We start from the raw sequence: 12,971 nt of genomic DNA, 5'->3' as shown, positions 1-12,971 counted from the left end.
GCTGATCCTATTCCTTTATAAAAATTTGCACTATGAAGAGATTATATATTGTTTTAATTATCTCGTCTGCTTTGGTAAATCAGCTCTCAGCTCAGGTAGCAGACAATAATATCGATATTGGGCTAGGCATCGGGGGCTCAGAAGGAAGCTTGAGTACTTCGTATGTACACAATTGGCAGCTAGGTAAGAAAAAAAAGTGGTCTCTGGGAGTGGGAGGCAGGCTAACGAACTACCTTGGCAAAAACCAATACTATTTGACAGCACCGGCTTCAATCACATCAGGAGAGACAGGGCCACAGGTATTCTTTATCGAAAACATTATCGAAAATATCGACTCTGTTCAGTTTGCATCCGCTCAAGTGAATTCCCTAAACGCATCCTTTAACGTCGGCTATCAGGTTCATCCAAAGGTCTTTGTTGGATTTAACATCGACCTTTTTGGTGTTTCCTTTGGTGCGAAACAGGATGGTAGGTATTTCGAAGGAAACTCCGGCAATACCACTTCGGGAAAGCCCACATCGCTAAATGTGCTGCTTATTTCTGACAATGATATAGGAAGCCTGAACTCGGAACTGTTTGCCAGATACAGCCTGAATGCTACCTGGGGGATAAAGGCTGGTTTCCAGTTCCTTTTTACTGAATACTCCACGGACACGGAAGTGCAACAATCGCCTGAGCCAAATGATCGATTCAGAAACAAATCGGCTATGTTCACGGCTGGAGTTACATACTTTATTAACAAAAAGTAATTTAAATGAAAGCATTCAAATACTTAAGACCTTTAGCACTGCTTGTATTGTTCGCTTGTGGCGGGGAAGAAGAGACTCCCACTGAGCCGATTGAAGACGATTTCAATCCATCTGAAGCTGCGATTGTTTTAAAAGAGGGATCATTTGTTGATGTGGTTCACAAAGTGTCGGGTAGTGCAAAAATTTACTCAAGCAACGGCACAAGAACTTTAGTACTTGATCCCTTTAGCACTGAGAATGGGCCCGATTTGTACGTCTATTTAACCAATGATGCGAAAGCTACAAAATTTGTTAGTCTGGGAAAACTCAAGTCTACCACTGGCAAACAATCATATGAAATTGAAGAAGCTGTTGTGCTCGACGACTTTTCTTACGTCATCATTTGGTGTCAGGACTTCTCCGTAAATTTTGGTCATGCTGAATTAAAATAAAAATGTCGGTACTAAAAACTGTGTTAGCATTTCTCGCTGTAGCGCTGTCACTTTCGGTTTTTGGACAAGGTTACGTTCCGGCATCAAACGGAACTGCCATCACCTTTTCCATAAAGAACTTTGGCATCAATGTGGAGGGCGCCATGAACGAAATAGCTGGTCAAATTACATTTGACCCAACCAATTTAACGAAATCAATATTCGACGTGACACTTCAAACGAGCTCTCTCAATACGGGTATTGACCTGAGAGACTCGCACCTGAAGAAAGAAGAGTACTTCGATGTTGAAAATTACCCTTCTATTCGATTCATTTCATCAACTATCGTCAAACTAAGCGATAGTGGCTACCGTGTGACCGGTCTACTCAAGATTAAAGAGACAGAGAAGGAAGTCATTTTCCCATTTACTGTGCAAAAGTCGACAAAGAACGACGATACTGTTATCGTCTTCTCAGGTAGTTTCGCCATAAACCGCAGAGACTTTGGGGTTGGGGGGAGAAGCTTTAGCATGGCCGACGAGGTTCAAATCGACTTGAAAGTGAATACCATGCCATCGGGTAGTTAAAACTGTATGATCAGGTGTTTCGCCGCCATTATTCTTAATATTTCGATCTGCTTTATGTCAGATGCCCAGGAGGTTATCGAAAGCATTGAAATCAAAGGAATTAAAAGAACGGAGGAGCAATATCTAAGGCAGTTCATCTACTCCCGGCCAGGCGAAACCTATGACTCCTTAAAGGTTGAAAACGACAGGCAACGGCTTGCTAATCTTCCTACAATCGGTGAGGTAAGTGTTACATACATACTGGAAACCGGGGCGTATCGGCTAACCTTTACTTGCAGCGAACTTCTTAGTGTGGAACCAATTTTTGGTTTAGGTAAGTCCTATAAAAACTTTTGGTGCAGAGTAGGTGTGCAAGACTCAAACATTAGCGGCAAGGGGCATGAGCTCATTGCCTACTACCAGTACTACGATAGACACTCCGCAGTGCTGAAGTATCGTTTGAATAGAATCCATGGTACTCCCTGGAGTTTTACAAGCAGCCTGACAAAGTGGTCCACCGTTGAGCCAATTACAATCGATGGATCTGATGGCACATATGACTATGACAATTTGAATTTGGGTATCTCTTCGATTAGGCACTTTTCGTTTCAACAGAGCCTTGAAGTGGGGGTTTCAGGGCTGGATGAAAAGTATATGGAAAGGGATGATAATGGAAACAAAAAAGCCCTGATGTTTCGCAGAGCTGGTCTACAGGCAAAAGCAGCCTTCACAAGCAATTACCTCAACTACAACCTCTTCTATATAAAAGGATGGTTTAATCAACTAAATGTCCAGACTATCGACCGATTTGCGAGCACAGAAAGGTTCGACCTATTTTTTAACGACCTAAAGTTCTTTTCAAAGCCTTACAAAAGTGCCAACATAGCCGTGAGGCTAAGGATAGGGCTGTCCACCAACGTGAACCGCCCTTTCGCTCCGTTCGTGCTTGACAATTTCGTAAATATCAGGGGCGTGGGTAACAGGGTAGACCGAGGGACAGGCTCGGTGGTACTAAACGCAGAATTCCGACAGACCATCTTCGATGGCAACAAGATAGCAGGCCAGGGGGTAGTGTTTACAGATCTGGGGACATGGCGCCTGCCCGGTGGCAATTTCAAGGATTTTACTATGAGTAAAAACATGAAGAGTTTCAGCGGAGCTGGCCTTCGACTAATTTACAAGCATGGATTTGATACAGTGTTGAGAATTGATTACGGTCATGACTTTAGAGAAAGTGGTGACTTTGTGTTTGGGATAGGTCAATACTTTTGATCACTCTTCCATCCTCCTCTTGAGTTTGACAGGATTTCTGGCTTTTCGCATCCTCATATTAATGACTTCTACAACCAGGGCGAAGAACACCGCAAAGTAGATGTACCCTTTCGGCACGTGGTAATGCCAGCCTTCGATGAATAACATAAATCCGATTAAGATGAGGAAGGAAAGTGCCAGTACTTCCAGTGTGGGGTGATTATGAATAAAGTTGCTGATAGACCCAGCGAACACCATCATTACTCCCATGGAAATAACAACGGCTATGATCATCAGCAACAAGTGCTCAGTAAGTCCAACGGCTGTGAGGATCGAATCGAAAGAGAAAATCATATCCAGCAACACAATTTGAACAATAACGTTGAGCAAACTAGATGACTTGGATGTCTTCTCTGAGTCCTCTCCCTCCATTTTTTGGTGCACTTCCATCACGGACTTAAACACGAGAAACATCCCGCCAGCCATCAGCACTAAGTCTCGGCCGCTCAGGTCGGCACCGAAAAGCGAAAAAAGTGGGTTCGTAAGCCTTGTGATGTAGTTGATACCAAATAGCAGACCGATTCGCATCACCAGCGCCAGACCAAGCCCAACGGTTCTGGCTCTCTTTTGCTGAAGTTCAGGCAGCCCTTTTGAGACAATGGAAATAAAGAGGATATTATCTATCCCTAGAACAATCTCAAGAAAAGTGAGGGTAAGAAGGGCAATCCACGAAGATGGTTGAAGGAAAATATCAAAGCTCATAATAAACAACTGGTTTCAATCTGCTACAAAAGTAATAAGCAGATCAGTGAAGCTCTGATATTTTCCAACTAATTAAGTCAATGTTTCAATAATCCAAAACCTTAAACAACCGGTGCCCAGCCCTTCTGGTATTCTCTGCTCCAGTTTTTAAGTGCTTCTTTGTCATTCAAAATCTGCCCTTTAGCAGGATCAATGTTCAGGGTTCTTCCTGTTTCCTGAGAAATATTTCCAAAATGACAAAGCTGAGTGCTAATGGAAGCATCAGCAATTGGGGCGTTCAATGTTTTACCTTCACGAATGGCATCGGCAAAATTGTTAAAGTGATACACGTCCAAAATACCTTCTCCCATTGTGTTGGTCGTAGCGCTTTCAGCACCCTCTTTCACTTCTTTCACCAGCTTACCCGACATGTCAAACAGCTGGTAGGAGTTTCTATCGAGCAAAATCGTTCCTTCTGTGCCATGGATCGTTACTCCTCGGCCTCTGTTGTAAACGTCAAACCCATTACAGCTTCTTCCTTCCCATGTGATCATTTTACCACCTTCGAACTCGTAGTTGACCATCTGAGTATCATAGTATTCCCAATCATCCTGAAACGCATAGCGCCCGCCTGAAGAGGAAACTTTTGTTGGATAATCGACACCCAGTGCCCAGCGGCTTATGTCTATTTCGTGCGTGCCGTTATTGTGCAGCTCGCCGGTGCCCCAGTGCTTGAACCAATGCCAGTTATAGTGTACTACGTTGTCCTTGTATTCCTTCCGGGGTGCTGGTCCTTGCCAAAGCTCCCAGTCCAGCCACTCCGGCACCGGAGCAGGCTTGCCTACGCCTATGGATTTTCTTGCGTTGGCGTACCATGCCTTACAAGCATAGGCTTTGCCAATAATTCCATTCCTGATATCACTTATGGCTTCCTTTGAAGCAGACCCTGAGCGCTGCTGGTTGCCCATTTGCATCACAATTTTATTTTTCTTTTGGGACGCAACGAGCATGCCTGTTTCGTTCGGATTGTGACTGCAAGGCTTTTCTATGTAGACATGCTTGCCTGCATTAGCACCCATAATTCCCATCGGTGCATGCCAGTGCTCAGGCGTGGCAATCGTGATGGCATCGATGTCTTTGTTTTCCAGTAGCTTACGAAAATCCTTTTCCGTTTTGGCTTTTTTGCCCATCGCCTTTTCAATATGAGCGCCGGCTGAGTCAAACACTCTGGAGTCAACATCACATAAGTAACCAAGGCTGGCATTGTTCACTTTCGAAATGGCTGAAATATGTGCCCTGCCTCTGCTGTTGGCTCCCACCACTGCAAAGTTCACACGATCGTTGGCTCCAAGAATGGAACCATAGCTTCTGGCTGACATGGCAAATGAAAGGCCGACGGTCCCCAAAGCTGTTTTCTTGATGAATTCTCTTCTTTCGTTATTAGTAGGCATCGCTTTGAAATTTTATAATTCTCTGATTCTAATATTCTTATAACTCACTTCGTTTCCGTGATCTTGAAGCAGGATGTGACCTACTGGCCACCTGCCAAACTCCGGCCACTTGCTGTACTTGCTATAAGCGACCAGGGCTCTAAACATTTGCGAGAAGCGCTCGTATTCCACCACCTTGGTGCCGTTCAGCCAGTGTTCCACATGGCCATCCTTTGAAACTACTTTTGCGGTATTCCAGGTGCCCACACCATTGAACGGCACTGGCTGCCCTGGATCAGACAAATTCTCTGCTGTAATCAAATCGTACAATGACGATAATGTACGGTTTCCGTTCACACCCATTTTAGCATCGGGATGCAGCTCGTCGTCAAGCACCTGAAACTCGCAGCCAATAGCCGAACCCGAGCCTTTGTTCATTTCAGGGTCCACAAAATACTTGATGCCGCTGTTGGCTCCGGGAGTAATTTTGAATTCAAGTTGCAACTCGAAATTTCCATACGTTTTGTCAGTAACAATGTCGCCGGGGCCAGCTGCTTCGGCACCGTCGGTTGCCAATATCGTCAGCACGCCGTCTTTCATTTGCCAGCCCTTGGCAGGAAACTTATCAAGCTTGGCTCCTCTCCATCCTTCAGTGGTTTTCCCATCCCAGAGAAGTTTCCACCCATCGCTAACTTCCTGATCGGTCAGTTTGACGGTTTGATTTTGGGCACATGACTGCGTAAAGCCAAAAATTATTAATACAAAGAGTGTTGTTAGTGTCGTGTTTTTCATTTTATAACCGATTGAATCTATGAAGGTAGTAAAATATAAGGCTACGGAGAATACCGCTCATCCTTTCCCGTTGTTCGCAATAAAAAAAGCTGCGAAAAAACTCGCAGCTTCAAAATAACTCTTGAAAAAGCATTATCCAATTCTCACCCGCTACTTAGTCATTTTTCTGTATTTGATTCTGGTAGGGATAATATCACCCCCAAGGCGAGCTTTTCTGTTTTCCTCGTAGTCAGTGTAGTTGCCTTCAAACCAATAAACCTGACTATCTCCTTCAAATGCCAGTATGTGCGTGCAAATTCTATCCAGGAACCACCTGTCGTGAGAAATAATGACAGCGCAGCCAGCAAAATCTTCAAGCGCATCTTCAAGCGCTCGCAGCGTGTTCACGTCCAGGTCGTTGGTAGGCTCATCGAGCAACAGCAAGTTGGCTCCCATTTTTAGCGTTAATGCCAGGTGCACCCGGTTTCTTTCACCACCGGAAAGTATGCCAACCTTTTTCTCCTGATCGTTGCCTGCAAAATTGAACTTGCTTACGTAGGCCCTTGAATTAAGCTGCTTACCACCCAACTCCATCAATTCATTTCCTTCGGAAATTGTCTGCCATACCGTTTTGTTAGGATCAAGGTTATCGTGTTCCTGATCGACGTAGCCAGTCACCACTGTGGAGCCCACTTCAAATGACCCGGCGTCGGGCTGAACCTTCCCGGTTATTAATTTGAAGAGTGTCGTTTTACCGGCACCGTTAGGCCCAATAATGCCGACGATGCCAGCCGGCGGCAATGCGAACGACAGGTTCTCGAAAAGCAGCTTGTCGCCAAAGGCCTTGGAAAGCCCGTTTGCCTCGATGACTTTATTCCCAAGCCTTGGCCCATTGGGAATAAAAAGATCCAGCTTGGCTTCTTTTTCTTTGACTTCCTCTCCGGCCATTTTATCGTAGGCATTCAAACGAGCCTTTCCTTTCGCCTGCCGAGCCTTAGGCGACATCCTGATCCATTCCAACTCACGCTGTAAAGTCTTCTGACGCTTCGATTCTGTCTTTTCCTCCTTGGCCATTCTCTGCTGCTTTTGCTCCAGCCAGGAGGAATAATTGCCTTTCCACGGTATGCCTTCGCCACGATCAAGCTCCAGTATCCATCCTGCTACATTGTCGAGGAAATAACGATCGTGGGTTACAGCAATGACAGTCCCTTTGTAGTTCTGCAAATGTTGCTCCAGCCAATGCACCGATTCAGCGTCAAGGTGGTTGGTTGGTTCATCAAGCAAGAGCACATCTGGTTCCTTTAAAAGCAGTCGACACAACGCTACTCTTCTTTTTTCTCCACCAGAAAGGTTCTTGACTAATGCGTCACCCGGAGGTGTTCGCAAGGCATCCATGGCAATCTCCAGCTTGCTATCCAGCTCCCAGGCATTTACGTGATCGAGTTTCTCCTGCACCTCTCCCTGGCGCTGAATAAGCTTATCCATTGCATCGGGGTTGTCAAGCACTTCTGAATCTGCAAATTTTTCATTGATTAGCTCAAACTCCTTTAGCAAATCAACAATCTCCTGAGCCCCTTCTTCCACAATATCTTTCACCGTTTTATCCGGATCAAACTGCGGCTCTTGCTCCAGCATTCCCACAGTGTATCCCGGCGAGAAAACTACCTCCCCCTGAAACTCCTTGTCTACCCCTGCTATAATTTTAAGCAACGAAGACTTTCCTGAGCCGTTCAAACCAAGGACACCTATCTTGGCGCCGTAGAAAAATGAAAGGTAAATGTTCTTTAAAACTTGTTTTTTCGGAGGGTGAATTTTGTTCACACCCGCCATTGAAAAGATTATTTTTTCTGCACTCATCGTATAGGATATTATTGATTCAAAGATGGTAAAAATTATTACCAATGATTCATCTTTGATTTATATTAGTTATTTTGCACCAAATGCTCATTTATCCGCAACATTATAATTATTTAGGAACTTGGAAAGACGAGACATACCCTTTGGGTATATAGCAGACGAAAAAGTTTACCTGTCGGCCTACATGGAATTTTCTGACAGGCAAATTGGCGAAGTAAAAGAAAGTGAAGAGAAAACCATCCAATACTTTTTGGATCGCTTTCAACACCTCGTACAGAAGATTGATGAGCTCGAAAAAGCCATCAACGAAAGCGAAAATAAGGGCTCGTACCTTATGAAGCTCCTTCACATGAAGGAATCCCTTGGCAACTACGACGGACTGGGAGACTACCACCCGCTCTTTGAAAGGCTTACAGTGCTGGAAGAAGATTTGAATGTAGCCATTGCCAAAAACAGGGAAAGAAATAGCGAAATAAAAACAGCTTTATTGGAAGAATTGGATCAGGCACTGGCTGAGAGCGACTGGCGTGAAGCCACTGATAAAGTGCTTGACGTGAAGGATCGCTGGATCAAAACAGGAAATGCTAAAAAGGAAATAAACGCTGAACTGGATTTAAGTTTTCAAACGAAACTTACTGACTTTTTTGACAGAAAGCAGGTCTATTTTGAGGACAGAAGAAAGGCATTTGATGTTCGCATTCAAAAATGCGAAGACTATATCAACGAATTGAAATCGTTGAAACCGAAGAAAGCCGAGCCAGGCACTATTGACCGGGTTCGTGAGATTCAAAGGGAGTGGAGAAACGTGGGTGAGCTGCCAGCCAGAGAAAAGCGCCGACTTGACAAGGATTTGCGGTATCACACCAACTATTTCTTCCGCAGACCAGACGCACCCACCGGAAGCTTCCAAAGCAGAGGTGGCTTTCAGGGGCGCAGTGGGCCTCCGGCAAGGACAATGTACGGCGGTGGTGGCAGACCACAAGACGGGGCCAGACCAGCTTATAGCGCCAGGCCTAATGTAATGCCTTCTCCTGAAGAGCTTGAGAGTAATCTGGTAAGAAAGGTTGCCCTTATTCAAGAGGCAGAAACTTTAGCTGACTTGGGCACCCGTGAAAGCGTGGACGAGCTTAGAAAACTGCAGCAGATATGGAAGGGCATTGGCATGGTGCCAAAAGAAAGAGCCAAAGAAGTAACAGAGCACTTCCTGATTCTCTGTGATCGGGGCCAGGAGAGAATATTCCTCGAAAACCTGGCGGCCAACAAAGACCCTGAATATACCAAGAAGAACAACAGGGAGAAGACACGATTCAAGATGAAGCTTATTCGTGACCTTCTGGTAAGAGACGAGCAGGATTTGCAGACCTATCAGGAAAATCTTGACAGGCTCAATGCCACCAAACAGGCATTCGACAAAATGCTTCACAATAAATACCTCAACCAGAAGCGCAAAGTGATTGTGAAAAGGCAGCTGTTGCAAGAGCTGAAAGTGTCGCTGGATCAAATTTGAAGCTTTTTGAAACTTTTATTGGATAATTTTGTATTTATCCATAAAATGAAGCCATCAGTGCTGCGATTGAGCGTGCCTATTTTGCCTCTTTCCTGCAATTCAGAGCCGATTTAACTTATTGTGTATGAGAAATTTAATAAAGGCCTTTGATTACAAAAACTGATGACTAATTTTGCGCACTATTTGAAAAACAGAACAAAATTGGAGGTATAGATCATGTATTGGACACTTGAACTGGCTTCGTATCTTGAAGACGCCCCATGGCCCGCCACCAAGGACGAATTAATTGACTACTCCATTAGATCAGGAGCACCACTAGAAGTAGTAGAAAACCTGCAAGAGCTAGAAGATGATGGTCAACCGTACGAAAGCATTGAAGAAATATGGCCGGACTACCCGACCAAAGAAGATTTCTTTTTCAACGAAGACGAGTATTAATACCCGTCGTCAATAGGGATAATGGCTAAAATAATGGCCCGGTAGCTTATATCGGGCTTTTTTTGTTTTTCAGGAATGCGTCCGCAATCAGCAAATCGGCAGGATGGGTAATTTTTATGTTTTCCTCGTTGCCTTCAATAAGCACTATTGATTCCCCAGCCGACTCCACCACACTGGCATCGTCGGTAAACAGGGCACTTTCGGGCTGCATGTAAGCCTTCTTGATCAAGCCAATGTCGAATGTCTGAGGAGTTTGGACCAATCTGTATTTGGATCGATCACGTGCTGCCGACTTATTACCAGAGCCAGACACCTCACGAATCGACTCCTTCAGCGGTAAGGAGACTATCGCATTGCCTTGTTTCGATGCTACTTCAAACCCCTGAGCAATAACCTCAGCCGATACAAACGGGCGTACTCCATCGTGAATGGCCACCAGTCCTTTGTCTGGCAAGTGCTTTAACCCATTTCTCACTGACTGAAACCGGGAGGCACCACCCGCCACTATTTGATGGGCAGGCAAAAATCGGTGCTCTTCGCAGAGCTCTTTCCAAAGAGCCATGTTGCTTTGAGGCAACACCAGGATGACGGCTATAGAAGGGTCGAAGGAGAAAAACACCTCTATTGTACGCATAAGTATGGGGCGGCCGTTCACCTCAAGAAACTGTTTGGGCAGTGCACCGCCCATTCTGCTTCCGGAGCCTCCCGCTACAATGATCACGTACTTTTCAGGCATAAAAAAGCTCCTGTTTGTTAAACCTTCGAAAGATAACGCCGAAGTTTTGTAAACAGGAGCTTCTTAAAAGAAATCTGCTTCGTTACAGAATCAGCATGGCATCGCCATAGCTGAAGAAACGATATTTTTCTTTGATTGCCACACGGTAGGCCTCCATCACGAGGTCATAGCCTCCGAAAGCGCTTGCCATCATCAACAGGGTTGATTCAGGCATGTGGAAGTTAGAAATCAAAGCGTTGCAAATCTTGAATTCGTAGGGAGGAAAAATGAATTTATCCGTCCAGCCCTCATTAGGCTTTAAGCGGTTGCTGGCAGACACCGAAGACTCCAGTGATCTCATCACCGTAGTGCCTACTGCCACCACTCTTTTCTTCTCATCGATAGCTTTGTTGACCATGTCCACTGTTGGCTGGCGGACGAAGAAGTTCTCTGAATCCATTTTATGCTTGGTCAGGTCTTCAACATCTACAGGACGGAAAGTGCCCAAGCCGATGTGCAGCGTAATAGGGTTGATTTCAACACCTTTGATCTCCAGGCGTTTCATCAGTTGCCTGGTGAAGTGCAAACCTGCGGTAGGCGCCGCTACAGCTCCAACATTCTCTGCGTAGATAGTTTGGAAACGCTCTCTATCGTCTGGCTCAGCTTTTCTTTTGATGTACTTTGGAAGTGGTGTTTCTCCAAGGGTATCGATCATCTTGTAGAAGTCAACTCCTTCGCCGTCGTAAAGGAACCTGATGGTTCTTCCTCTTGAAGTAGTGTTATCAATAACTTCTGCGACAAGGTCTCCATCACCAAAGTAGAGCTTGTTGCCCACTCTGATCTTACGTGCAGGATCCACAAGCACATCCCACAAGTGCAACTCTTTGTTGAGCTCTCTTAGAAGAAATACTTCAATTTTAGCACCTGTTTTTTCCTTGTTACCGTATAACCTGGCAGGGAAAACCTTTGTGTCGTTAATGATAAAGTTGTCTCCTTCATCGAAGTAGTCAACTATGTCCTTAAAAGTTTTGTGTTCAATTTTTCCTGAATCTCTGTGCAAAACCATTAAACGAGATTCATCTCTGTTTTCAGAGGGATAAAGGGCAACCAGTCCCGCAGGGAGGTCAAATTTAAATTCTGATAATTTCATTTAATATTACGGTATTAAATTGTGAAGGAGGTGGTAGTCCGTCAAATAAAGGATGCAAAGATATAGAAAGTTTCAGTACGATGTAATTATTTGTATTGAATGTCAACTAATAAATAAAAAGCCTTGCTGATCATCCGCTTAACACTCGAAAGCTTCAGGTTTGCCTGGAACGCTCTTAGGTCCAATCTGCTAAGAACGGTTCTTTCCTTACTGGGGGTGACCATTGGCATCTTCGCCATCATTGCCGTGTTCACGATTGTGGACAGCCTTGAACGCAGCGTTAAAGACAGCCTTAACTTTCTTGGATCAGACAATATCAATGTCGAAAAATGGCCCTATGGGTTTGGCGGCGGGCCATATCCCTGGTGGAAGTACATGAATCGGCCGCAGCCTACCTATACTGATTATCAGTTTCTGCTGGAAAATGGTGACAGCTTTGAAGCCATAACTATCTCTGCACGAAGAGGTGGTGTTACGGCCAAGCAAAAAAACAATTCGACCTCCTCCGACCTTATGGGCGTCGCTTTTGACCATAAGGATGTATATGAAATACCTCTTGAAAAAGGCAGGTATTTTACCCGACTGGAAGCCGATGCGGCCCGGAACGTGGCCATTATTGGCGCCCGAATTGCGAAAGACCTTTTTCCATATGAGGATCCTGTGGGCAAAACGATAGCCATGCGGGGCTTGAAGTATTACGTGATTGGCACTATTAAAGAAGAGGGCGAGGGATTCCTGGGGACTCCCAGCAACGACGACAATATTTATGTTCCTTATAAGACATTTTTAAAGCTCTACTACAGCGGTGCCAGAGATGGAATAGGTTCATCAATTACCGCCAAGGGTAAACCTTCAGACATCGGATTGGTCGAGCTGGAATATGAGCTGCGTGGACTTATGCGCCAAAGGCGTGGTCTTAAGCCTAAGCAGGAAGATGACTTCGCACTCAACCGCCCCGAGGCGCTGGTGAACTTTATCAGCTCGACGTTTGACGTGCTGGGTGTAGCTGGCTGGGTGATAGGCAGTTTCTCCATTCTTGTAGGTGGTTTTGGTATTGCCAATATCATGTTTGTGTCGGTAAAAGAGCGAACCAATATTATTGGTATTCAAAAATCGCTCGGTGCCAAAAACTACTTTATCCTGTTTCAATTCTTGTTTGAAGCGATCTTCCTCAGCGTGATTGGAGGCGGAACCGGTATCTTCCTGGTGTATCTGATATCCTTTGTGAGCTTGGGAACACTCGACCTGCAGCTAACGGTTGGCAACATCATTCTTGGCCTGGGCGTATCGGCTGTTATTGGTATGGCATCGGGCATCATACCTGCTGCTACCGCCTCAAGGCTGGATCCTGTTATTGCCATTCGAACGCAGTAAAAGCACATACCT

General features: G+C 45.1%; 13 protein-coding genes. 7 read left to right on the top strand and 6 right to left on the bottom strand.

The genetic code is table 11. The annotated features are described in order from the left end of the window. The first annotated feature begins 32 nt into the window (after nt 1-32). Genes RIG68_RS02270 through RIG68_RS02255 form a run of 4 tightly spaced genes read left to right on the top strand, consistent with a single transcriptional unit; the run spans nt 33 to nt 2,997 of the window. A complete protein-coding gene (locus tag RIG68_RS02270) occupies nt 33-749 on the top strand; it encodes a hypothetical protein (RefSeq protein ID WP_151996360.1) in 717 nt (238 codons plus the stop codon). 5 nt (nt 750-754) lie between these two features. Then, nucleotides 755-1,180: a DM13 domain-containing protein gene (locus RIG68_RS02265; RefSeq protein WP_151996359.1), complete on the top strand. Its 426-nt coding sequence runs from the start codon at nt 755-757 to the stop codon at nt 1,178-1,180. A 2-nt stretch (nt 1,181-1,182) separates the two neighbouring features. Further along, nucleotides 1,183-1,746 (top strand): YceI family protein, encoded by a 564-nt coding sequence (locus RIG68_RS02260; RefSeq protein ID WP_350118210.1) that lies wholly within the window; start codon nt 1,183-1,185, stop codon nt 1,744-1,746. Between the two features lie 6 nt (nt 1,747-1,752). Further along, a complete protein-coding gene (locus tag RIG68_RS02255; protein ID WP_151996357.1) occupies nt 1,753-2,997 on the top strand; it encodes a POTRA domain-containing protein in 1,245 nt (414 codons plus the stop codon). Here RIG68_RS02255 and RIG68_RS02250 read toward each other — a convergent pair whose 3' ends face one another. The 4 genes from RIG68_RS02250 to ettA all read right to left on the bottom strand — a co-directional run bounded on the left by RIG68_RS02250 (nt 2,998) and on the right by ettA (nt 7,775). Further along, nucleotides 2,998-3,738 (bottom strand): TerC family protein, encoded by a 741-nt coding sequence (locus RIG68_RS02250; RefSeq protein ID WP_350118208.1) that lies wholly within the window; start codon nt 3,736-3,738, stop codon nt 2,998-3,000. A 101-nt stretch (nt 3,739-3,839) separates the two neighbouring features. Next, a complete protein-coding gene (locus tag RIG68_RS02245) occupies nt 3,840-5,168 on the bottom strand; it encodes a Gfo/Idh/MocA family protein (RefSeq protein WP_350073577.1) in 1,329 nt (442 codons plus the stop codon). A 12-nt stretch (nt 5,169-5,180) separates the two neighbouring features. Further along, nucleotides 5,181-5,939 carry a 3-keto-disaccharide hydrolase gene (locus RIG68_RS02240; protein ID WP_350118206.1) on the bottom strand — a complete coding sequence of 253 codons (759 nt, stop codon included), beginning with the start codon at nt 5,937-5,939 and terminating at the stop codon, nt 5,181-5,183. A 150-nt stretch (nt 5,940-6,089) separates the two neighbouring features. Then, nucleotides 6,090-7,775, bottom strand: a complete 1,686-nt coding sequence (gene ettA, locus RIG68_RS02235; protein ID WP_350118204.1) for an energy-dependent translational throttle protein EttA — start codon at nt 7,773-7,775, stop codon at nt 6,090-6,092. Nucleotides 7,776-7,896: 121 nt separating this feature from the next. Between ettA and RIG68_RS02230 the strand changes: the two genes are divergently transcribed. Both RIG68_RS02230 and RIG68_RS02225 read left to right on the top strand, forming a co-directional pair. Next, entirely contained in the window at nt 7,897-9,282 is a 1,386-nt protein-coding gene (locus tag RIG68_RS02230) for a DUF349 domain-containing protein (RefSeq protein WP_151996352.1), read from the top strand. 216 nt (nt 9,283-9,498) lie between these two features. Continuing rightward, nucleotides 9,499-9,720 (top strand): DUF2795 domain-containing protein, encoded by a 222-nt coding sequence (locus RIG68_RS02225; protein WP_039751840.1) that lies wholly within the window; start codon nt 9,499-9,501, stop codon nt 9,718-9,720. Nucleotides 9,721-9,766: 46 nt separating this feature from the next. On the opposite strand, the gene RIG68_RS02220 is transcribed toward RIG68_RS02225, so the two are convergent. Both RIG68_RS02220 and queA read right to left on the bottom strand, forming a co-directional pair. Next, nucleotides 9,767-10,456: a 2-C-methyl-D-erythritol 4-phosphate cytidylyltransferase gene (locus tag RIG68_RS02220; RefSeq protein WP_350118202.1), complete on the bottom strand. Its 690-nt coding sequence runs from the start codon at nt 10,454-10,456 to the stop codon at nt 9,767-9,769. 82 nt (nt 10,457-10,538) lie between these two features. Further along, on the bottom strand, nt 10,539-11,585 hold the full coding sequence (queA, locus tag RIG68_RS02215) for a tRNA preQ1(34) S-adenosylmethionine ribosyltransferase-isomerase QueA (protein ID WP_350118200.1): 1,047 nt from the start codon (nt 11,583-11,585) through the stop codon (nt 10,539-10,541). 123 nt (nt 11,586-11,708) lie between these two features. On the opposite strand from queA, the gene RIG68_RS02210 reads away from it, so the two are divergent. Next, entirely contained in the window at nt 11,709-12,959 is a 1,251-nt protein-coding gene (locus RIG68_RS02210; protein ID WP_350118198.1) for an ABC transporter permease, read from the top strand. Nucleotides 12,960-12,971 lie beyond the last annotated feature (12 nt).

Origin of the sequence: Imperialibacter sp. (assembly GCF_040222385.1) — a bacterium.
Lineage (GTDB): Bacteria > Bacteroidota > Bacteroidia > Cytophagales > Cyclobacteriaceae > Imperialibacter.
The sequence above is the reverse complement of the archived record's forward strand: the minus strand, read 5'-3'. Positions and strand labels throughout refer to the sequence as shown.

Bases quoted from the DNA above. Each gene is read 5' to 3' on its own strand.
- RIG68_RS02270 (WP_151996360.1), top strand. From the start codon at position 33: ATGAAGAGATTATATATTGTTTTAATTATCTCGTCTGCTTTGGTAAAT.
- RIG68_RS02265 (WP_151996359.1), top strand. From the start codon at position 755: ATGAAAGCATTCAAATACTTAAGACCTTTAGCACTGCTTGTATTGTTC.
- RIG68_RS02260 (WP_350118210.1), top strand. From the start codon at position 1,183: ATGTCGGTACTAAAAACTGTGTTAGCATTTCTCGCTGTAGCGCTGTCA.
- RIG68_RS02255 (WP_151996357.1), top strand. From the start codon at position 1,753: ATGATCAGGTGTTTCGCCGCCATTATTCTTAATATTTCGATCTGCTTT.
- RIG68_RS02250 (WP_350118208.1), bottom strand. From the start codon at position 3,738: ATGAGCTTTGATATTTTCCTTCAACCATCTTCGTGGATTGCCCTTCTT.
- RIG68_RS02245 (WP_350073577.1), bottom strand. From the start codon at position 5,168: ATGCCTACTAATAACGAAAGAAGAGAATTCATCAAGAAAACAGCTTTG.
- RIG68_RS02240 (WP_350118206.1), bottom strand. From the start codon at position 5,939: ATGAAAAACACGACACTAACAACACTCTTTGTATTAATAATTTTTGGC.
- ettA (WP_350118204.1), bottom strand. From the start codon at position 7,775: ATGAGTGCAGAAAAAATAATCTTTTCAATGGCGGGTGTGAACAAAATT.
- RIG68_RS02225 (WP_039751840.1), top strand. From the start codon at position 9,499: ATGTATTGGACACTTGAACTGGCTTCGTATCTTGAAGACGCCCCATGG.
- RIG68_RS02220 (WP_350118202.1), bottom strand. From the start codon at position 10,456: ATGCCTGAAAAGTACGTGATCATTGTAGCGGGAGGCTCCGGAAGCAGA.
- queA (WP_350118200.1), bottom strand. From the start codon at position 11,585: ATGAAATTATCAGAATTTAAATTTGACCTCCCTGCGGGACTGGTTGCC.